At 66.9% G+C, this 18,505-nt stretch carries 20 protein-coding genes and 1 tRNA gene; 14 read left to right on the top strand and 7 right to left on the bottom strand.

Features of this window, described 5'->3' with window-relative positions; all coding sequences use genetic code 11:
* Window positions 1–3: 3 nt before the first annotated feature.
* The 4 genes from ACIHA7_RS26495 to ACIHA7_RS26480 all read right to left on the bottom strand — a co-directional run bounded on the left by ACIHA7_RS26495 (window position 4) and on the right by ACIHA7_RS26480 (window position 2,727).
* Complete coding sequence (locus tag ACIHA7_RS26495) at window positions 4–261, bottom strand: DUF4235 domain-containing protein (RefSeq protein WP_107653649.1); 258 nt, start codon at window positions 259–261, stop codon at window positions 4–6.
* Complete coding sequence (locus ACIHA7_RS26490; RefSeq protein WP_397293629.1) at window positions 258–887, bottom strand: DUF3618 domain-containing protein; 630 nt, start codon at window positions 885–887, stop codon at window positions 258–260. Before ACIHA7_RS26490 ends, ACIHA7_RS26495 begins: the two co-directional genes overlap by 4 nt.
* On the bottom strand, window positions 884–1,297 hold the full coding sequence (locus ACIHA7_RS26485) for a phage holin family protein (RefSeq protein WP_397293628.1): 414 nt from the start codon (window positions 1,295–1,297) through the stop codon (window positions 884–886). The genes ACIHA7_RS26490 and ACIHA7_RS26485 overlap by 4 nt, the downstream gene beginning before the upstream one ends.
* A gap of 119 nt (window positions 1,298–1,416) precedes the next feature.
* A complete protein-coding gene (locus tag ACIHA7_RS26480; RefSeq protein ID WP_397293627.1) occupies window positions 1,417–2,727 on the bottom strand; it encodes a PucR family transcriptional regulator in 1,311 nt (436 codons plus the stop codon).
* A 219-nt stretch (window positions 2,728–2,946) separates the two neighbouring features.
* Here ACIHA7_RS26480 and ACIHA7_RS26475 point away from each other — a divergent pair, with 219 nt between their 5' ends.
* The 7 genes from ACIHA7_RS26475 to ACIHA7_RS26445 all read left to right on the top strand — a co-directional run bounded on the left by ACIHA7_RS26475 (window position 2,947) and on the right by ACIHA7_RS26445 (window position 9,054).
* The gene (locus ACIHA7_RS26475; RefSeq protein WP_397293626.1) at window positions 2,947–3,705 is read left to right on the top strand and encodes an ABC transporter ATP-binding protein; all 759 of its coding nucleotides are present in this window, start codon (window positions 2,947–2,949) and stop codon (window positions 3,703–3,705) included.
* Window positions 3,702–4,427, top strand: coding sequence for an ABC transporter ATP-binding protein (locus ACIHA7_RS26470; protein ID WP_397293625.1), 726 nt, complete (start codon window positions 3,702–3,704; stop codon window positions 4,425–4,427). The genes ACIHA7_RS26475 and ACIHA7_RS26470 overlap by 4 nt, the downstream gene beginning before the upstream one ends.
* A 2-nt stretch (window positions 4,428–4,429) precedes the next feature.
* On the top strand, window positions 4,430–5,311 hold the full coding sequence (locus tag ACIHA7_RS26465; protein ID WP_397293624.1) for a branched-chain amino acid ABC transporter permease: 882 nt from the start codon (window positions 4,430–4,432) through the stop codon (window positions 5,309–5,311).
* Window positions 5,308–6,363: a branched-chain amino acid ABC transporter permease gene (locus ACIHA7_RS26460; protein ID WP_397293623.1), complete on the top strand. Its 1,056-nt coding sequence runs from the start codon at window positions 5,308–5,310 to the stop codon at window positions 6,361–6,363. Before ACIHA7_RS26465 ends, ACIHA7_RS26460 begins: the two co-directional genes overlap by 4 nt.
* Window positions 6,353–7,603: an ABC transporter substrate-binding protein gene (locus ACIHA7_RS26455; protein WP_397293622.1), complete on the top strand. Its 1,251-nt coding sequence runs from the start codon at window positions 6,353–6,355 to the stop codon at window positions 7,601–7,603. The genes ACIHA7_RS26460 and ACIHA7_RS26455 overlap by 11 nt, the downstream gene beginning before the upstream one ends.
* Before the next feature lie 297 nt (window positions 7,604–7,900).
* Window positions 7,901–8,437, top strand: coding sequence for a GNAT family N-acetyltransferase (locus ACIHA7_RS26450; protein WP_397293621.1), 537 nt, complete (start codon window positions 7,901–7,903; stop codon window positions 8,435–8,437).
* 83 nt (window positions 8,438–8,520) lie between these two features.
* On the top strand, window positions 8,521–9,054 hold the full coding sequence (locus tag ACIHA7_RS26445; protein ID WP_397293620.1) for a GNAT family N-acetyltransferase: 534 nt from the start codon (window positions 8,521–8,523) through the stop codon (window positions 9,052–9,054).
* A 53-nt stretch (window positions 9,055–9,107) separates the two neighbouring features.
* Here ACIHA7_RS26445 and ACIHA7_RS26440 read toward each other — a convergent pair.
* Both ACIHA7_RS26440 and ACIHA7_RS26435 read right to left on the bottom strand, forming a co-directional pair.
* Window positions 9,108–9,192, bottom strand: a tRNA-Ser gene (locus ACIHA7_RS26440).
* Between the two features lie 24 nt (window positions 9,193–9,216).
* A complete protein-coding gene (locus ACIHA7_RS26435; RefSeq protein ID WP_397293865.1) occupies window positions 9,217–9,627 on the bottom strand; it encodes a MarR family winged helix-turn-helix transcriptional regulator in 411 nt (136 codons plus the stop codon).
* A gap of 277 nt (window positions 9,628–9,904) precedes the next feature.
* Between ACIHA7_RS26435 and ACIHA7_RS26430 the strand changes: the two genes are divergently transcribed.
* Entirely contained in the window at window positions 9,905–10,894 is a 990-nt protein-coding gene (locus tag ACIHA7_RS26430; RefSeq protein WP_397293619.1) for an NAD(P)H-quinone oxidoreductase, read from the top strand.
* A 52-nt stretch (window positions 10,895–10,946) separates the two neighbouring features.
* Here ACIHA7_RS26430 and ACIHA7_RS26425 read toward each other — a convergent pair whose 3' ends face one another.
* Window positions 10,947–12,149 carry a cysteine desulfurase-like protein gene (locus ACIHA7_RS26425; RefSeq protein WP_397293618.1) on the bottom strand — a complete coding sequence of 401 codons (1,203 nt, stop codon included), beginning with the start codon at window positions 12,147–12,149 and terminating at the stop codon, window positions 10,947–10,949.
* Window positions 12,150–12,400: 251 nt separating this feature from the next.
* Between ACIHA7_RS26425 and ACIHA7_RS26420 the strand changes: the two genes are divergently transcribed.
* From ACIHA7_RS26420 to ACIHA7_RS26395, 6 genes are all read left to right on the top strand, one after another.
* On the top strand, window positions 12,401–13,006 hold the full coding sequence (locus tag ACIHA7_RS26420) for a bacterial proteasome activator family protein (protein ID WP_397293617.1): 606 nt from the start codon (window positions 12,401–12,403) through the stop codon (window positions 13,004–13,006).
* Between the two features lie 352 nt (window positions 13,007–13,358).
* Window positions 13,359–14,201 (top strand): ABC transporter permease, encoded by an 843-nt coding sequence (locus ACIHA7_RS26415; RefSeq protein WP_397293864.1) that lies wholly within the window; start codon window positions 13,359–13,361, stop codon window positions 14,199–14,201.
* Between the two features lie 10 nt (window positions 14,202–14,211).
* Entirely contained in the window at window positions 14,212–15,051 is an 840-nt protein-coding gene (locus ACIHA7_RS26410) for an ABC transporter ATP-binding protein (protein WP_397293616.1), read from the top strand.
* Window positions 15,048–16,052 (top strand): glycosyltransferase, encoded by a 1,005-nt coding sequence (locus tag ACIHA7_RS26405; protein ID WP_397293615.1) that lies wholly within the window; start codon window positions 15,048–15,050, stop codon window positions 16,050–16,052. The genes ACIHA7_RS26410 and ACIHA7_RS26405 overlap by 4 nt, the downstream gene beginning before the upstream one ends.
* A 253-nt stretch (window positions 16,053–16,305) precedes the next feature.
* Window positions 16,306–17,352 carry a ribosome small subunit-dependent GTPase A gene (gene rsgA / locus ACIHA7_RS26400; protein ID WP_397293614.1) on the top strand — a complete coding sequence of 349 codons (1,047 nt, stop codon included), beginning with the start codon at window positions 16,306–16,308 and terminating at the stop codon, window positions 17,350–17,352.
* A gap of 232 nt (window positions 17,353–17,584) precedes the next feature.
* Window positions 17,585–18,457 carry an SDR family oxidoreductase gene (locus ACIHA7_RS26395; protein ID WP_397293613.1) on the top strand — a complete coding sequence of 291 codons (873 nt, stop codon included), beginning with the start codon at window positions 17,585–17,587 and terminating at the stop codon, window positions 18,455–18,457.
* Window positions 18,458–18,505: the final 48 nt, after the last annotated feature.

The raw sequence follows: 18,505 nt of genomic DNA, 5'->3' as shown, positions 1-18,505 counted from the left end.
CGATTACTCGGGCCAGGTGCCGGTCAACGACTTGTAGCCGGTCGCGCCCGCCCGGTCGATGGCGGCTTTGACGAGGCCGAAGATGGCGCCCTGGAGCGCGGCGGCGATCAAGACCTCGCTCCAGGTGTAGTTGCGGGCCGTGGCGCTGGGGGCTTCGTCCTCACCGCTGACGGTGCGCCACACCCGGGTGAACGCCGCGTTGGCCGCGAGTCCGCCGACCACGCTGACCAGCATGCCGAGCGGCTTGTACAGCGTCTTCATGCCTGCCGCCTGCGCAGGATCCACCAGACGAGCAACGCCGCGAGCACTGCGGCTCCGGCCACGGCGGCGGGTTGCCGACGGGCCACGTCGGCAGCTTGCCTGCCGCGTTCGACGACCGGCTCCGGGGCAGCGGCTTCGGCTTTGTCGACCAGGTCGCGCGCCTGCGCCTTGGCCTGCTGCGTCTTCACCTCGGCGGCCTGTTTTACCTGCTCGGCCTTCTCGAGGGTCGCGGCCTCCACCTCTGCGGCCTTCCTGCTGGTGGTTTCTTTGGCCTCAGCAGCCTTCTTGCTCGCGGCTTGCTTGGTCGCGGCGGCCTTCTTGGCCGCGGCTTCCTTGGTTTCGGTCGCCTTCCGGCTCGCGGCGGCTTTGGCCTGCGCGGTCTTCTCGGCGGCGGCTTCGGTTGCCTCCGTGGCCTTTTCGCGCACGGTGTCGGCAGTGTCGTGCAGCTTGTCCTGCGCTCGCCCCTTGACGTCCAGCTTGTCGGTCAACTCCGAAACCGTTTGCCCGAGTTGTTCTCTGGTCGCGTCGCGGTCGGCGCGCAGTGCTTCCTCTTCGATCGGGCCGCTCACAATCGGCTTGTCGACTTCAGTGGCGTCGTCGGTGGCGCGACGTCCTTGGTCGCTCATCGGTGTCTCCCGTCCTTGATGGTTTCGATGTCGCGTTTGACGCCCGCGGCCGCTTCCTGCGGCACCGGCGGGACCGCCTCCTGGACGTCCTTCTTGCCGAGGAGGGCGAGCACGGCACCGACAACCACCAGCACCCCACCGACGATCAGCGCCGCGGCCCACGCGGGTAGCGGGATCGCCAGCGCGAATATCGCCGCCGCGATCAATGCCGCTCCGCCGTAGAGCGCCAAGAGGGCGCCGACTCCGGCAAGCCCGGCGCCGCGGCCGATGAGTTTGCCCTTTTTCTGTACCTCTAGCCTGGCCAGCGCTAGTTCGTCGCGGATCAGCCTGCTGATCTGCTCCGTAGCGTCGTTGACCAATTCGCCGACCGACCGGGTCTCCGCCGGTGGGCCGCTGCGCGCTTCTGTCATGTGGCACCTCCAGTCGACGGCCGGTTACCCGGCGTCGCGGGGGACAAACACGCGTTCTGGGCGGTGATAGGCGGCGGCGACACCTATCGGCCTGCCCTGGACACCAAAAACGGTGTCGGTCAACCACTCAGGAGCCGACTACCCGCCGCGGGTTGCTGCAGCTCGATTGCCACCAGTAGTTCGATCAAATCGTTGACGCTGCGGACGCTGCGGCCGGTCAGGTCTTGGATGCGGCGAAGGCGGTATTTGGCGGTGTTGTGGTGGATGCGCAGGGTGGCGGCGGCTTCGCGCAGGTTCATGTCGGCGGCGGCGAAGGCGCGGATGGTGTCGGCGAGCACGCCGCCGCGGGTTCGGTCGTCGGACAGCACGGCCGCGATGCCGGGGTCGATCAGGTGGCGGGCGGTGTCGTCGGCGCGCAGCATGAGGTAGCGGAACGGGGTGATGTGCGGCAGCGCCAGGACGCCGCCCGCCTCGAGCAGCAGACCGAGGGCGTTGCGGCTCTGCTGGTACGCCTTGGGCAGCTGCGCGATGCCCGCGACGACGGTGCTGACCCCGACGGCGAGGGTGATCCCTGCTGCGCTCAGTTTGCGCTGCATCGCCTGTAGTCGCTCGCAGAGTTCGCCGGTGCTCGCGCTGCGATTGAGCGCGGGTACGGCGATGATCTCGGTGCCGCGCACCACGGCGAGGGTGCGCAGGCCGTTGACGCCGACACCCGCCATCGACGCGGCGGCGAGTTGTCTTGCCTCGGTGTCGGTTCCGTCCCGGGCCTCGCGCAGCTTGCTGTCGAGCACGGTCGCGGTGACCACCACCATCGCGGCGGTGCTCTCCGCGCCGATGCCGTGCGCGCTCGCCTTGGCGAGCAGCGGTCCACGCTCGGGCAGCGCGCCGGCGAGCAGACGTTCCAGCAGTTCCTGTCCTTCGCGACCGAAGTCGGCCGAGCACGCCTGCTGGAACTCGAGGTAGGCGTTGGCGGCCTCGGTACTGACCAGATCGTTGTAGCGAGCCAGCGGAGCGACCATCGACAGCGCGGCCTGCCGCCCGGCCTCGGATTCACCGGCGAAGGCCAGCAGCGACTTCCACGTCGCCTGCTGACCGAGCCGGAAGGCGGTGATGTAGTCGACCAGGGTGAGCCCGGCTCTGGCTCGGCGCACCGCGGCCCGGCGGGTGCAGGCGAGTTCCTCGACGGTCACCTTGCGGTGCTCCAGGAACGCGCTGAGCCCGGACCGGCACAGCCTGGTCAGTTGATCGTGCACGTCGGCGTGGAAGGCGCTGTCGCGAGCCGCGTAGCTGGGGATCTGGGCGAGGATCGCCGAGAGTCCGGCGTCGGCGATCTCCTCCGCATGGGCATAGGCGTCGCCGATTATTCGAATGCGCTCGGCCTGTACTTCGTCCGGATACACCGTGCTGTCCGAATGTGACCCAGCTGACATATGCGGATACTCCATCGCTGTATCGGGGGTGTCAACACGACTAGAGCCGGGCCGTCCATGTCCGGCGAGGACAACATCGCGGGCCGGGTTTGGCCTCCACGGCCGATGTGCCCGCTGACCAGCGCACTTACGCTGACCATCTGCACTCCGGGCGGGCAGCAGAAGTCGTTGTCCCGCGGGGATTTTTTCCCACGTCTCAAACGTGGGCTGGGAGGCCGAATGCTCGAAATATCCGACCTGACCGTCCGCTTCGGCGGCATCACCGCACTGCACGAGGTCGGATTCCGGGTGGAGCCGGGACAGATGGTCGGCCTGATCGGACCCAACGGCGCGGGGAAGACCACGCTGTTCAACTGCCTGACCCGCCGCCATCCGCCGGATTCGGGTGCTGTGCGCTATCTGGACACCGATCTGCTGACCGTGCGACCGGATGCGCTCGCCGCGCTCGGTATCGCCAGGACCTTTCAGAATCTCGGACTGTTCCCTCGGATGTCGGTGCGCGACAACGTCCTGGTGGGTGCGCACCACCGGGCCGGTGCCGGATTCACCAGCGCGGCATTGCGGTTGCCGCGCGTGCGCCGCGAGGAACGAGCCTTACACAGCGAAATCGACGCGCTGCTCGACCGTTTGGAGCTGGCCGAGGTAGCCGATCATCCGGCTGCCGGGCTGCCGTTCGGCACGCTCAAACGGATCGAACTGGCCAGGGCGCTGGCCGTTCAGCCGCGGTTGCTGCTGCTGGACGAGCCGGTCAACGGGCTCAACCACAGTGAGGTCGGCGAATTCGCCGATCGCCTGCGGGCGCTGCGCGCGGAGTCGGATCTGACGGTGATAGTCGTCGAGCATCACATGGGGTTCGTCATGAGCACCTGCGATCGGGTGGTCTGTCTCGACTTCGGGCGGCTGATCGCCGAGGGCGATCCCGAAGCGGTACAACGTGATCCGGCCGTCATCGCGGCGTACCTGGGGACAGCGGCATGAGCGGAGAACCCTTCCTGTCCGTCACCGAGTTGCGCGCCGGATACGGCGGTGCCCAGGTCTTGCACGGGGTGAGTTTCACGGTCCGCCGCGGCGAGGTCTGCGCGATCCTCGGCGCCAACGGTGCCGGGAAATCGACCTTGCTGCGGGCTATCTGCGGCATGATCCGGCCCCGCGGCGCGGTGCGGCTCGACGGCGCCGAGGTCACCGGACGCGCACCGGAGGCGATGGCCAGGCTCGGCGTCGCCCACGTGCCGGAGGGACGCGGCACCTTCATGCCGCTGACCGTCGAGGAGAACCTGCGGCTCGGCGCGTACCCACGGCGCGATCGCGCCCGCGTCGAGACGGACCTGCAGCGGGTGTTCGGGTACTTCCCGGTGCTCGCGGACAACCTGCACAAGCCGGCCGGTGGCCTGTCCGGCGGTCAGCAACAGATGCTGGCCATCGGCCGGGCGCTGATGCTTGCGCCCCGGCTGTTGCTGTTGGACGAGCCGTCGCTCGGGCTTTCACCGCTGGTCACCCAGGAGCTGTTTCGCATCGTGCACACCATCAACGAAGAGGAAAAGACCACGGTGATCGTTGTCGAGCAGAACGCTCATCTGGCATTGGCGAACGCGCATCAGGCGCATGTGCTCGAGACCGGCCGAATCGTGTTGTCCGGCACCGCCGCCGAGATCAGGGCCGATGAGCAGGTCGCCAGGTCTTACCTCGGATACCGGGTGTAGTCGTGGCCGGATTCCTACAGCAGATCTTCGAAGGCATCAGTTCGGGCGCGTTGTACGCCGGGCTGGCGCTGGCCTTGGTGCTCATCTACCGGTTTACCGGAATCGTGAACTTCGCCCAGGGTGAGCTGGCCATGTTCTCGGCGTTTCTCGCGTGGCAGTTCATGCAGCACGGCTTTCCGTTCTGGTTGTCGCTCATCGCGACACTGATTGTCTCGTTCATCGGCGGCATGCTCATCGAACGGGTGATCATCCGGCCCGTCGAGGGCGCCCCGGAATTGACGCTGGTCATCGTCACGGTGGGGTTGTTCTTCTTCATCAACGCCGCAGCGGGCTGGATCTGGTCTTTTCAGGTCAAGTCGTTCCCGAATCCGTTCCCGGACGGTGCGTTACGCGCCGGTGGCGTGACCGCCGGATACGGGAACCTCGGCGTGCTCGCGGTGGTCGGGGTAGTGATGGGCCTGCTGTATCTGCTGTTCCGCTACACCAAGATCGGGTTGGCGATGCGGGCGGTCGCCTGTAATCCACAGTCCGCCAGGCTTGTCGGAATTCGGGTCGGCACCGTCCTCTCGCTCGGCTGGGGGCTGGCGGCTTTGGTCGGCGCGGTGTCCGGGGTGTTGTCCGCCCCGCTGCTCTTCCTCGAGCCCACCATGATGGGCGGCGTTCTCATCTACGCCTTCGCCGCGGCGACGCTCGGTGGATTCGACAGTCCGGGTGGCGCGGTGGCAGGCGGTTTGATCGTCGGGATCGCCGAAACCCTCACCGGCGCATACGTCGACGTGATCGGGACCGAACTCAAGATCGGTGTGCCGCTGGTGATCATTCTCGGTGTCCTGCTTGTTCGGCCGCAAGGTCTGTTCGGCCGAGCGGTGGTGGAGCGGGTATGAGTGACACCACCAAGCCGGTCACCGAGACAGCGACCGTCGAACTCGCTGTGCCACAACAGAAGACATCGCTACGGGGACTCGCGGCGCAACACTGGCGATGGCTCGCGGTCGCTGCGGTGATCGTCCTCGCCTGCTATGCGCCGTTCCAATTGGTGCCGTTTCGCACCTTCCAGCTCGCCATGGCGATGATCTACGCCATCGCGCTGGTGGGGCTCAATCTGCTGGTGGGACACACCGGTCAGATCTCGCTCGGGCACGGAGCGTTCTTCGCGATCGGGGCCTACACCACCGCGGTCCTGATGAATCGTTGGGATACACCCTATTTGGCGACACTGCCGGTCGCGGCACTGGTTGCGTTCGTGCTCGGCTTCGCGCTCGGCGTGCCCGCGCTGCGGCTGCGCGGGCTCTACCTGGCCTTGGTCACGCTGTCCATCGCGATCTTCCTGGTCCCGCTGCTCAAACGATTCGAGACACTGACCGGCGGATCCATGGGCCTGACCTTGACCAAACCGGTACCGCCGCACTGGACCGGGCTGGCCGAGGACCAGTGGCTGTACTTCCTGGCATTGGTCACCACCGGGTTGTGCTTCCTGCTCGTCGCCGGGCTGCTCCGCTCGCGAGTCGGCCGCGCCCTGCACGCCATCCGGGACAACGAGATCGCCGCGGAGATGCTCGGCGTGCGCACGGCGTTCTACAAGACGCTCGCCTTCGCCTGGAGCGCGATGCTCGCCGGCGTCGCGGGCTGTGTCTACACCTGGGTGATCGCCTTCGTCTCGCCCGACTCGTTCGCCGTCGGGCTATCGATCACGCTGCTGGCCGGACTGGTCGTCGGCGGGCTCGGCGCCCAGTGGGGACCGCTGCTCGGCGGGCTGTTCGTGCTGTACGTGCCGAGCTTCGCCCAGGACATCAACCAGGCCGCGCCCGGCGTCATCTTCGGCCTGCTGATCATCGCGGTCATGTACCTCGCGCCGCACGGATTGGCCGGGCTCATCGGCCGGGCGGCGCGCTGGATCGAAAACCTCCTTCGGAAAGGGAAAACCCATGCGCACTAAGGCGATCCGAGCCGTGGGAGCGGCGGTGGCCGTGCTGCTCACGGCGACCGCATGCGGTGGCCGCGGCGAAGACGGCGGCACCGTGGGCCAGGGCGACTGCAAGGGGCAGCAGACCACCGGCATCACCGATACCAGCGTCAAACTCGGTGGCGTCTACCCGCTGTCCGGGCCCGCCTCCGCCTACGGCGAACTGCCCAAAGGCGTGCGCGCGTACTTCGACTACGTCAATGCCGAGCAGGGCGGGGTGGACGGTCGCAAGGTCGAGTTCCTGATCCGCGACGACGGCTACCAGCCGCCCAAAACGGTGGAGGAAACCCGGCGGCTCGTCGAACAGGACCAGGTGTTCGCGGTCTTCTCCACTTTGGGTACGGCGACCTCGGCCGCCGTATGGGACTACCTCAATCAGCGGAAGGTGCCGCAGGCGTTCATCGCGGGCGGCGCGACCAAATGGGGCAGCGACACCGAACACCCGTGGACCATCGGCTGGCAGCCCAGCTATCGGGCCGAGGGGCAGGCGTTCGCGCGCTACGTCCGCGAACAGCGGCCCAACGCGACCGTCGCGGTGCTCTACCAGAACGACGACTTCGGCAAGGACCTGCTGACCAGCTTCTCCGAAGCCGTCGCGGGCAGCGGCGTCAAGATCGTGGGTGAGCAGAGCTACGAGGTCACCGACCCGACCGTGGAGCCGCAGCTGCGCAATCTGGCCAACACGAAAGCCGATGTGCTGCTGAACTTCTCGACCCCGAAATTCGCATCGCAGGCCTTGGCCGCCGACGCACGCAACACCGACTGGAACCCGCTGCACATCCTCGCGCAGGTAGCCAACAGCGTCACCATGCTCAAGCAGGTCGGCTTCCAGAACGTGCAGAACGTGGTGTCGGTCGCGTTCATGAAGGACCCGGCCGACGCGCAGTGGGACACCGACCCCGGCATGCGCACCTACCGCGACAAAGTGGCCCAGTACACGCGCGACGCCGACCCCACCAACCAGTACACGGCCGTCGGCTGGGCCATGGCGCAGACCTTCCACAAAACCATGGAAGCGGCGAAATGCCCCACCCGCGAAGGGCTCCGCGACGCCATGCGGGCCCTCGACAACATCGACATCGGCCTGCTGCTGCCCGGAATCACGGTGAAGACCGGCCCAGGTGATGCGTTCCCGCTCGAAGCCATGCGGATCCAGCGGTTCGAAGGCGACCACTGGACGCTCATCGGCGACCTGATCAACACCAGCAAATAGCCGCTGGGCCGCACCCTGCCGCTCGAGTTTCAGCTGCGAACGGACTCGACAACATTACTCGTCGACCCCGCCGATCAGCTGGATCAGGCCAGCCACTCGGCTGAAATCCGCGACCTTGCTTCCCCTGTGCGGTAACGAAACTTATTTTCAGGCTGTGAGTTTCGATATCGCAGATATTGTCAGCGGTTGCCCGGCGGCCGCACGCCGCGGGGTACGTAGTCGCGAAACCTGCCTGCGCGGCTGGACCGGAGACGATCTCGGGACAGCTGTCGGGGCACGATGCGAGTAGGAGTACCGATGGTGCACATCGAGATGGTGCCGACGGCGGCGGCGGGCGATACCGTGCTGGTCGCGGAGCTGACCGACCTGGTGAATCGGGTGTACGAGGTGGCAGAAGAGGGACTGTGGTGTGACGGTGCCAGCCGCACAACGACATCCGAGGCGGCGGGGCTGATCGCCGCAGGCCATGTCGCCGTGGCGCGCGATGCGGATCACCGAATCGTTGGCGCGGTCTGTATTCGGCTATTGGCCGACGGTATCGGCGAATTCGGCATGCTGGTGTGCGCGCCCGAGCAGCGCGGCACCGGAATCGGCCGAGCCATGGTCGATTTCGCCGAGCGCCACTGTGTCGATCGGGGTGCGCGGACGGTGCAGTTGGAGCTACTGGTGCCCCGCGACTGGACACATCCGGTGAAGGAGTTCTTGCGCGGCTGGTATCTGCGGCTCGGGTATGTCCTCGAGCGTAAAGGTCAGCTGGAGGAGAGTTACCCACACCTGGTGCCGCTGCTCGCCACCCCCTGCGATTTCCTCATCTTCCACAAGCTGATGCGCTGACTCTCGATGTCTCACGCGACGCGGTTGCCCCGGGAGCCCGCCGGTGCCGGAGCTCCGCCGATCGTCCGGAAAGGAACCCGCTCATGGCCGCACAGTCGCCCTATCAGTTAGAGCTACCCCGCGACGCCCTCTCGAACGTGCTCGCCGACTCCACACTGTCCCTCTTCACCGCAGACGATCTCGCCGAACTCGTTGTCTTACAACGATGCTGCTGGGTTCCGGAAGCAGCGCTCAACAACATGCTCGACCTTCCCCCACTGCACGAAACCCACGACGAGGTACTGGCGTGGGCTACCACGTCGACGACGCTGGTCGTTCGGCAACGCGGTCGACTTGTGGCTGCGGTACGGGGCCAGGTCGAAGGCAGTGACTGGCACGTCGGACGGCTCATGGTCGCTCCCGACCTGACCGGCCAGGGAGCCGGTGCCCAGCTGCTGCGCCTGATCGAAACGCTCGCTCCACCGCACATCGAGCGATTCATCCTGTTCACCGGCGCCCGCAGCGAACGCAACATCCGCATGTATCAGAACGCGGGCTACCGACTTCTGCCCACACCGGACCCCCTCCCGCCCAACCACATCAGCGGCGCGGTCCACATGGCGAAGCCCCGGCTCTGAGCACACCGAGCGGGACACGCCGCAGGCCAACAGCGTGACCTGGGCGTCTGTTGCGGAGACGGAGGGATTTGAACCCCCGGTCGATCTCTCGACGCTCGCTTTCAAGGCGAGTGCATTCGGCCGCTCTGCCACGTCTCCAGGATCACGATGGTAGCGGACGGGTCAGCGGGGTCGCTTTCCGATTTCCTGATCGATGCGGGCGAAGACTTCGGCGATGACCTCTAGCTGGTGCGGGGTGAGCAGGTCGACGAAGTCGCGGCGGACGGCCTCGACGTGGCCGGGAGCGGCGGCTTCGAGGCGGCGCATGCCTTCGTCGGTGAGCTCGGCCATGACACCGCGGCCGTCTTCGAGGCAGGTGTTGCGGCGCACCATGCGCTCGCCTTCCAGGCGCCGGATCTGGTGGGTGAGGCGGCTGCGGGAGGAGAGCACGCCGTCGGCGAGTTCGCTCATCCGCAAGGCGCGTCCTGGCGCCTCCGACAGCAGGACCAGGATGCGGTACTCGGCGACACTGAGGTCGCTGTCGCGCTGTAGCTGCCGGTTCAGCTCGGTCATCAGCCGCTGGTGGCCATCCATATAGGCCCGCCAGGCCCGTTGCTGCGCCGGGGTGAGCCACCTCGGTTCGGCCACGGGACTACTCGGTTCTGGATGCACGATGCTCATTCTATGCCGCCCTCAACTGCGGAAATTCCCTGTGGGGAAAGATGTATCGCTCAGTGGGCAGTCTCGCTCGATGATCTATCCAGCTCGGCAGGGTTCGCGAAACCGCGAGAACGCACTCGAGCCCGACCGCACGAACCGTTCGCGAGGGCCCACGGTTCGCGACGGTACGGACGGGGGCACTATGGAACCCGTGCGTGCTATCGAGCTGAACGGATTCGGCGGGCCCGAGGTAATGACGTGGTCCGAGGCGGCAGACCCGGTACCCGGCCACGGCGAGGTGCTGATCCAGGTGGCGGCCGCCGGAGTGAACCGCGCCGACCTGATGCAGCGCCAGGGCCATTACCCGCCGTCGCCGGGCGCCAGCGAGGTGCTCGGACTGGAATGCTCCGGCGTCATCGCCGAACTCGGTGACGGCGTGCGCGACTGGCAGGTCGGCGATCGGGTGTGCGCGCTGCTGTCCGGCGGCGGGTACGCCGAAAAGGTGGTCGCCCCGGCTACCCAACTGCTGCCGGTGCCCGACGGGCTCGATCTCGGCGCGGCCGCGGGGCTGCCCGAGGTGGCGGCGACGGTGTGGTCGAACCTGGTGCTGACGGCGGGGCTGCAAGCGGGTCAGCTGGTGTTGATCCACGGTGGCGGCAGCGGGATCGGCACGCACGCCATCCAAGTGGCGCGCAGCCTCGGCGCGCGGGTCGCGGTCACCGCGGGGTCGGCCGAGAAGTTGCGGCAGTGCGAAGAACTCGGCGCGAGCGTGCTCATCAATTACCGGGACGACGATTTCGTCGCCGCGGTGCGGGCCGACGGCGCAGGCGCCGACGTCATCCTGGACAACATGGGCGCGGCCTACCTGTCCCGCAATGTCGAGGCCTTGGCGAATTTCGGGCACCTGGTGGTGATCGGCATGCAGGGCGGGGTCGGCGGCGAGCTGAATCTCGGTGCGCTGCTGCGGAAATGGGGCACGGTGCACGCCACCAATGTGCGCAACCGGCCGGCCACCGGCCACGGCAGCAAGGCCGAGATCATCGCCGAAGTGCGCCGGCAGCTGTGGCCGTTGGTCGCCGACGGCACGGTGGCGCCGATCATCCACGCGGAATTGCCGATCAGTGCGGCGGGCGAGGCGCATCGGTTGCTGGAATCCGGTGACGCGTTCGGCAAGGTCGTGCTGCGAGTACAGGACCTCTGAGCTCGTACGACCCGCGGGGAGCTGATCCGAGCGCGAGCCGGCCGCTGCTGAACTACTCCATCGCGGCGAGCGCGCGGCCGAGCTGGTCGATCTCGAACTTGGTGGTGTAAGGCGCCAGCCCGATGGTGACCGCGCCGCCTTCGTCGTTCACGCCGAGGGCGTCGAGCAACCGACTCCCCCCGTGCACGCCACTGAGGGTGCCGATGCGGTTGTCGGCGAGCTTGGCGGCGACCTTCTCGGCCTGCATGCCCGCGAGAGTGAAACTGACCGTGGGGATTCGGGTGGAGGCCCGGCCGATCACGGTCAGGCTCGGGATCTTGTCCAGCACATCCATCAGGTGCTCGAACAGCTGATCGTGGTAGTCCTGCAGCGAGGTGATCGACATTTCCAGGCGCTGGCGGCGGCTGCCGCGGGCCCGCTCGTCGAGGCCGGCCAGGAAGTCGATCGAGGTGGTCAGCCCGGCGAGCAAAGCGTATTGGTGTCCGCCGACCTCGAGCCGCTCGGCGCCCTTGGCGTAGGGGTTCAACGACATCGAGGGAATCCGGTCGAGGAAGGCCGGATCGCGGAACACCAGCGCGCCGATCTGCGGGCCGCCCCAGGCCGGCGCGCTGAGCGCGACCACGTCGGCATTGAGTTCATCGATGTCGATGAGCGCGTAGGGCGCCGCGCCGAACGCGTCCGCGACGAGCAGTCCGCCCACCTCGTGCACCCGGTCCGCGGCCACCCGGACCGCGGGGGCCGAGCCGACGATCGGCGAGGCGGCGGTGAGCGCCACCAGACGCGCGGTGGGCCCGATCAACTCCTCGAACTGCCAGGACGGCATCTCGCAGGTCTCGATCTCCACTTCGGCCCAGCGCACATGCGCGCCGTAACGATTGGCGATGCGCAACCACGGCGCGACGTTCGCCTCGTCGTCCAGCCGGGACAACACGATGCCGGTGCCGAGTCCGAGCCGCGAGCTCAAGGATTCGGCCAGCCAGGCGAGCAGCACGGCCCGGTCCGGGCCGAGCACAACGCCCGCCGGATCGCCGCCGACCAGATCCGCCACCGCCTCGCGGGCCGCGTCGAGAATGGCGGCACTACGCACCGCCGCGCCATTGCGACCGATATGCGAAAAAGAGGAAGTTCGGAAACCTGTTGAGACGGCGCGAGATACCGCATCGGGCACCAGCATGCCCGCCTGCGGGTCGAGATGGATCCAGCCGTCGCCGAGGGACGGTATCAGGCCCCGAACCCTCGCGACGTCGTAAGTCATGTTGGCCACTCTAAGGGCAGCGGGCGAGCCTGTGTAACCGTGTTCCCCTCCGCTTCATAGCGGGGGCACAGCGACCTGGGACTCAGCATGGCAACCGACTTTCAGCAAATCCGAACCACACGACCCGAACAGAATAGAACGCCGCCCCGCGCCTATGACGAGGACCGGGCAACCTGGTCGCAGCCGGTTATCCACACGCGGCGTGAACACCGCCTTAGCGCGTTCGGGAGCGACGCGACATGATAGGGACCATGACGCAATCGGATGAGGCCCCGGACCACATCGTCGTAGTCGGGCCCGACGGCCGCCCGTTGGTCATCCCAGCGGAGGCCGCGGACGACGCGCCCTTCACCGCGCAGGTGGTGACCGACGAGGACAAGAAGGACAAGTCGGACGACCGGGATGATTCGGGCGAATCGCTCGCCGACATGGTCGAGCAGCCCGCGAAGGTCATGCGCATCGGCACCATGATCAAGCAGCTGCTGGAGGAGGTGCGCGCGGCTCCGCTCGACGACGCCAGCCGCAGCAGGCTGAAGGAGATCCACAAGTCGTCGGTGCGCGAACTGGAACAGGGCCTGGCCCCGGAACTGCGCGACGAGCTCGAGCGGCTCACGCTGCCGTTCACCGACGACGCCATCCCGTCCGACGCCGAACTGCGGATCGCGCAAGCCCAGCTGGTCGGCTGGCTGGAGGGCCTGTTCCACGGCATCCAGACCGCGCTGTTCGCGCAGCAGATGGCCGCACGGGCGCAACTGGAGCAAATGCGCCAGGGCGCGCTACCGCCCGGCATCCACGCCGGCGACCCCCGCGGCGGCCCGGCCAATCACGTGACCGGCGGTTCCGGGCAGTATCTGTGAGGCGCTGACCCGCGTGTGCCACGCGGGTCGGTAGGAATGTCCAAGGGTAGTGTCGAGCACCGTGCCCGCCGCTGCCGCTCGCCCCGACTCGGAACAGAGTCCGGGGCGTCCTGAAGAGAGCTCAGTGCGTTCAGATGACAGCCAAGTGCGTTCAGATGACTCCGTGCGTTCGGAGGAGGATTCCTCCGGCGACAGCGCGGTGCGCTCAAATGACACCAGCGCGGTGCGCTCCGATGACACCAGCGCGGTGCGCTCAAATGACACCAGCGCGGTGTGCTCCGATGACGGCGCGGCGGAAGAGTATCCGGTGAGTCCCGCGGAGACCCCGGCTGCGCCCACGGTCGCCGAGCCGGTGGACACCGAGCCGATCGCCTCGGATTCGCAGACCCTGCAGCGGGCGTTCAAGGATTTCCGCGTCGGTTTCGGCCAGCGGGAACTGTGGTTGTCGCTCGGCTGGCAGGACATCAAGCAGCGGTACCGGCGCTCGGTGCTCGGACCGTTCTGGATCACCATCGCGACCGGCGTTCAGGCGGCCGCGATCGGCCTGCTGTACGCGGCGCTGCTCAATCAGCCGATCAAGGACTACCTGCCCTACGTGGCGGTGGGCATCATCGTCTGGAATGTGATCAACGCGAGCATCCTCGAAGGCTCGGATGTTTTCATCGCCAACGAGGGGCTGATCAAACAGCTGCCCTCGGCGTTGAGCGTGCACGTCTATCGGCTGGTCTGGCGGCAGCTGCTGTTCTTCGCGCACAACATGCTGATCTATCTCGTGGTGCTCATCGCGTTCGGCGTGTGGGAGAAGCTGCACTGGACCGCGCTGTTCGCCATTCCCGCGCTCGGGCTGCTGTTCCTCAACGCGATGTGGGTGTCGATCGTGTTCGGCATCTTCAGCACCCGCTACCGCGATATCGCGCCGATCCTCGGCAGCCTCACGCTGATGCTGTTCGTGCTGACGCCGGTGATGTGGAATACCAAGAGCCTCGAGGCGCAGGGCGGCCAGGTCAGCGAGCGCGCGAAACTGGCCGAGCTGGTCCCGACGTTCCATTACCTGGAGATCATCCGCGCGCCATTGCTCGGCGACGATCAGCATCTGTATCACTGGGGCATCGTCGGCGCCATCACCGTGGTCGGCTGGCTCGTCGCGATCTACGCGATGAAGCAGTTCCGCTCCCGCGTGCCGTACTGGGTTTAGGAGGGCATCGATGACCGACCATGTGAGTATCGAAACCCGCCAGGCCTGGGTTGAATTCCCGATCTTCGACGCCAAATCGCGGTCGCTGAAGAAGGCGTTCCTCGGCAAGGCGGGCGGCGCGATCGGGCGCAACCAATCCGATGTGGTGGTGGTCGAGGCGCTGCGCGACATCACCCTGTCGCTGAAGGAAGGCGACAAGATCGGCCTGGTCGGGCACAACGGCGCGGGTAAATCCACGCTGCTGCGGCTGCTTTCGGGCATCTACGAACCGTCGCGCGGTAGTGCGCGCATCCGCGGCCGGGTGGCGCCGGTGTTCGACCTCGGCGTCGGCATGGACCCGGAGATCTCCGGCTACGAGAACATCATCATTCGAGGGCTGTTCCTCGGGCAGACGCGTAAGTCGATGCTGGCCAAGATCGATGAGATCGCCGACTTCACCGAGCTCGGCGAGTACCTGTCGATGCCGCTGCGCACCTACTCCACCGGTATGCGGGTTCGCTTGGCCATGGGCGTGGTGACCTCGATCGACCCGGAGATCCTGCTGCTGGACGAGGGCATCGGCGCGGTGGACGCCGAATTCATGAAGAAAGCCCGGCTGCGTCTGCAGAAATTGGTGGCCCGATCGGGCATCCTGGTATTCGCCAGCCATTCCAACGAATTTCTCGCGCAACTCTGCGATTCCGCGTTGTGGATCGATCACGGACAGATCCGCCTGCGTGGCGGTATCGAAGAAGTGGTTCGAGCCTACGAGGGTCCGGACGCGGGAAACCACGTCGCAACTGTGCTGCGCGAATTGGAAGCCGAAAAGACTATGGACACCGAACGAGAACTGGAGCGGAACCAGGCATGAGTGAGCCGACCGGGCAGGACACCCCGATCGAGAAAGGGGCATCTGCTCCGGTCGACGCCACCACACCGCAGGCGAGCGCGAGCGCGGCCGTCGGCACCGGCCCCGACGCGCGGATCGTGGCGATCGTCGTCACGCACAAGCGTCGCGAACTGCTTGCCGAGTCGTTGAAAGTCATTGCTTCCCAGTCACGTCCGGTCGATCACCTGATCGTGGTCGACAATGCCAACGAGTCCGAGGTCGCGGACCTGGTGCGTGATCAACCGATCGAGACCACCTACCTCGGCTCGGCACACAACCTCGGCGGCGCGGGCGGTTTCGCGCTCGGCATGCTGCACGCGCTGAGTCTCGGCGCGGACTGGGTCTGGCTGGCCGACGACGACGGTCGGCCCGAGGGCCCGGAAGTCCTTGCCACCCTGCTGGATTGCGCGCGGCGGCACGGTCTGGTCGAGGTGTCGCCGGTGGTCTGCGACATCAACGAGCCCGACCAGCTGGCCTTCCCGCTGCGCCGCGGCGTGGTGTGGCGGCGGTTGCGTTCCGAACTCGGCGACGAGGACTTCCTGCCCGGCATCGCGTCCCTGTTCAATGGCGCGCTCATCTCCGCCAAGGCCGTCGACGTGATCGGCGTGCCCGACCTGCGCTTGTTCGTGCGCGGCGACGAGGTCGAGGTGCATCGCAGGCTGGTCCGCTCGGGACTGCCCTTCGGCACCTGTTTGCAGACCGCGTACCTGCATCCCAACGGTGCGGCCGAGTTCAAGCCGATCCTCGGCGGCCGGATGCACACCCAGTATCCCGACGATCCGGTGAAGCGCTACTTCACCTACCGTAACCGGGGGTACCTGATGTCGCAGCCCGGTATGCGGAAGCTGCTGCCGCAGGAATGGATTCGCTTCTCCTGGTTCTTCCTGGTCACCCGCCGCGACCCCGCGGGGCTGCGCGAATGGTTCCATCTGCGCTCGCTGGGCCGCCACGAGCAGTTCGGCAAACCCGACGAGCGTCCCTGAACCTGCGCACCGACGTGGGACGGGCCGACGGGGTAGTCGCGAACCGGCAATAAATGAGTTGCGTGGGGTGTCGAGCCATGTCAATGTTGGGCAACTGCGAGTGAGGCGAGGAGGTGTGGACCGTGGCTAGGAGCCTGCGGATTGTCGTGTTCGGACGAGCTGTGCCTGTGCACGCCGCCACACGAAACGCCCCCTCATTCTTCAGTCACTGAGTCCGCGTTGGGCTCGGTGCCCAACGAAAGATTCCTCCATCATGGTCGAGAACGACCTTCTTGTCCCTTACGGCTGGACCGAAGCCGTAGCCGATGAATACGCCTCGCTGATCGAGGAAGGCTGTGTGCCCGCCCGGGTGATCCGGATGGACCGCAGCGAATGTGATGTCGCCACACCCACCGGGCCGGCTCGGGCCAGCTGTCCACGCGCCGACGCCGAGGTCAGCGGGCTCTGCACCGGCGACTGGGTGACCATCGATGCGGAATCGATGGTGCGGCAGCTACTGCCACGCCGGTCGGCGATCATGCGATCGTCGGCATCCGGGCGCTCGCAAGGGCAGGTGCTCGCCGCCAATGTCGACACGGTGCTGATCTGCACCGCGGCCGACGGGGACGTCGACCTCGGGCGGATCGAGCGGATGCTCACGCTGGCCTGGGAAAGCAACGCCCAACCCATCGTGATGCTCACGAAAGCCGATGCGGCAGAAGCTGTTCCGCTCGACGACGTGCGGGCCGTCGCACCCGGTGCCGCGGTGGCCGCAGTGAGCGCGAACAGCGGTGCGGGCCTAGACGTGCTCGCCGCCATGCTCGACGGCACCGTCGCGCTGATCGGACCGTCCGGGGCGGGGAAATCCACCCTCGCCAATGCCCTGCTCGGGCAGGAAGTGTTCGCCACCAACGCCGTTCGCGCCGCGGACAAGAAGGGCAGGCACACGACCGTGCATCGGGAACTGCGGCCGCTGCCCAACGGTGGCACGCTGATCGATACACCGGGGCTGCGCGGGATCGGGCTGTGGGACGCCGCCGAAGGGATCGAGAAGACCTTCAGCGACATCGAGTCCCTCGCCGCCCGATGCCGATTCGGCGACTGCGCGCACAACGGCGAGCCCGGCTGTGCGGTGCTCGAAGCCATCGACAACGGTGAACTCCCCCAGCGGCGCTTCGACAGCTATCGCAAGCTGGCCAAGGAGAACGCCTGGATGGCGGCGCGCACCGACAAACGCCTGCAGGCCGAGCGCGACCGCCACTGGCGAAGCGTCATCAAACAGCAACGGCAGGGCTACAAGGAACGAGGCTCCCGCCGCTGAAACCGGACGGCCGGGGCGGGCGGTCGCAGTCGGCGATCAGCACCGCCCGCCCCGGCCACCGCGCCGCATGATGCAGCGGCACCAATCGGCCGCCCGAAACGCATCGTTGATCATGAAGACCTGCTCAGCGCCCTATGCAACTGGTTGCATATAACGAGGGTTTACGCTTAGTGTGCACACGGTGGACGGCTGCGGGGTCTCCCCCTGCGGCGCTGACGACAGGAGCAGGTCAATGACGGAACCGGGATCCAAGCCGCTCGCGGGCAGAACGCTGATCATGTCCGGCGGTAGCCGCGGCATCGGTCTGGAGATCGCCAAGCGGGCAGCGGCCGACGGCGCGAACATCACCCTGATCGCCAAGACCGATCTGCCGCACCCGAAGCTCCCCGGCACCATCCATACCGCGGCGGCCGAACTCGAGGCGGCAGGCGCGCAGGTGCTGCCGTTCGTGGGCGATGTGCGCATCGATGATTCGGTGGCCGAGGCCGTGCGGCAGACGGTCGAGCGGTTCGGCGGCATCGACATCGTGGTGAACAACGCCTCGGCCATCGATCTGTCGCCCACCGACACGCTGCCGATGAAGAAATACGACCTGATGCAGGACATCAACACCCGGGGCAGCTTCCTGCTGTCCAAGCTGAGCATCCCGCACCTGCGCGCCTCGGCCGCGGCCGACCGCAACCCGCACATTCTGACCCTGTCCCCGCCGCTCAATCTCGACCCGCGATGGGCGGGCATGGCGCTGGGTTACACCATCGCCAAGTACGGAATGTCGCTCACCACACTGGGTTTGGCGGAAGAACTCAAGGGTGACGGCATCGGCGTGAACTCGCTGTGGCCGCGCACGACCATCGCCACCGCCGCGGTGAAGAACTTGCTCGGCGGCGAGGAGATGATCGCGACCTCGCGCACCCCCGACATCTACGCCGACGCCGCCTACCTGGTGCTCACCTCGCCGGCCAAGTCGACCTCCGGCAACTTCTTCATCGATGACGATGTCCTTGCCGCGCACGGCATCACGGATCTGGAGAAGTACCGCGTGATCCCCGGCGACGGCCCACTCACCACCGACCTCTTCTTGGCCGACTCCCCACTGGGCAGGTAGCACCGAAACAGGGGGACGGGCGAGGCCCGTCCCCCTGTTCATATCCGT

It is taken from the genome of Nocardia sp. NPDC052316 (genome assembly GCF_044547795.1).
GTDB lineage: Bacteria > Actinomycetota > Actinomycetes > Mycobacteriales > Mycobacteriaceae > Nocardia.
The sequence above is the reverse complement of the archived record's forward strand: the minus strand, read 5'-3'. Positions and strand labels throughout refer to the sequence as shown.

Excerpts from the sequence above, each read along its gene's own strand:
- ACIHA7_RS26495 (WP_107653649.1), bottom strand. The coding sequence starts at position 261 with ATGAAGACGCTGTACAAGCCGCTCGGCATGCTGGTCAGCGTGGTCGGC.
- ACIHA7_RS26435 (WP_397293865.1), bottom strand. The coding sequence starts at position 9,627 with ATGGATGGCCACCAGCGGCTGATGACCGAGCTGAACCGGCAGCTACAG.
- ACIHA7_RS26460 (WP_397293623.1), top strand. The coding sequence starts at position 5,308 with ATGAGTGACACCACCAAGCCGGTCACCGAGACAGCGACCGTCGAACTC.
- ACIHA7_RS26445 (WP_397293620.1), top strand. The coding sequence starts at position 8,521 with ATGGCCGCACAGTCGCCCTATCAGTTAGAGCTACCCCGCGACGCCCTC.
- ACIHA7_RS26470 (WP_397293625.1), top strand. The coding sequence starts at position 3,702 with ATGAGCGGAGAACCCTTCCTGTCCGTCACCGAGTTGCGCGCCGGATAC.
- ACIHA7_RS26425 (WP_397293618.1), bottom strand. The coding sequence starts at position 12,149 with ATGACTTACGACGTCGCGAGGGTTCGGGGCCTGATACCGTCCCTCGGC.
- ACIHA7_RS26405 (WP_397293615.1), top strand. The coding sequence starts at position 15,048 with ATGAGTGAGCCGACCGGGCAGGACACCCCGATCGAGAAAGGGGCATCT.
- ACIHA7_RS26395 (WP_397293613.1), top strand. The coding sequence starts at position 17,585 with ATGACGGAACCGGGATCCAAGCCGCTCGCGGGCAGAACGCTGATCATG.
- ACIHA7_RS26455 (WP_397293622.1), top strand. The coding sequence starts at position 6,353 with ATGCGCACTAAGGCGATCCGAGCCGTGGGAGCGGCGGTGGCCGTGCTG.
- ACIHA7_RS26485 (WP_397293628.1), bottom strand. The coding sequence starts at position 1,297 with ATGACAGAAGCGCGCAGCGGCCCACCGGCGGAGACCCGGTCGGTCGGC.
- rsgA (WP_397293614.1), top strand. The coding sequence starts at position 16,306 with ATGGTCGAGAACGACCTTCTTGTCCCTTACGGCTGGACCGAAGCCGTA.
- ACIHA7_RS26490 (WP_397293629.1), bottom strand. The coding sequence starts at position 887 with ATGAGCGACCAAGGACGTCGCGCCACCGACGACGCCACTGAAGTCGAC.
- ACIHA7_RS26410 (WP_397293616.1), top strand. The coding sequence starts at position 14,212 with ATGACCGACCATGTGAGTATCGAAACCCGCCAGGCCTGGGTTGAATTC.
- ACIHA7_RS26480 (WP_397293627.1), bottom strand. The coding sequence starts at position 2,727 with ATGTCAGCTGGGTCACATTCGGACAGCACGGTGTATCCGGACGAAGTA.
- ACIHA7_RS26475 (WP_397293626.1), top strand. The coding sequence starts at position 2,947 with ATGCTCGAAATATCCGACCTGACCGTCCGCTTCGGCGGCATCACCGCA.
- ACIHA7_RS26420 (WP_397293617.1), top strand. The coding sequence starts at position 12,401 with ATGACGCAATCGGATGAGGCCCCGGACCACATCGTCGTAGTCGGGCCC.
- ACIHA7_RS26450 (WP_397293621.1), top strand. The coding sequence starts at position 7,901 with ATGGTGCACATCGAGATGGTGCCGACGGCGGCGGCGGGCGATACCGTG.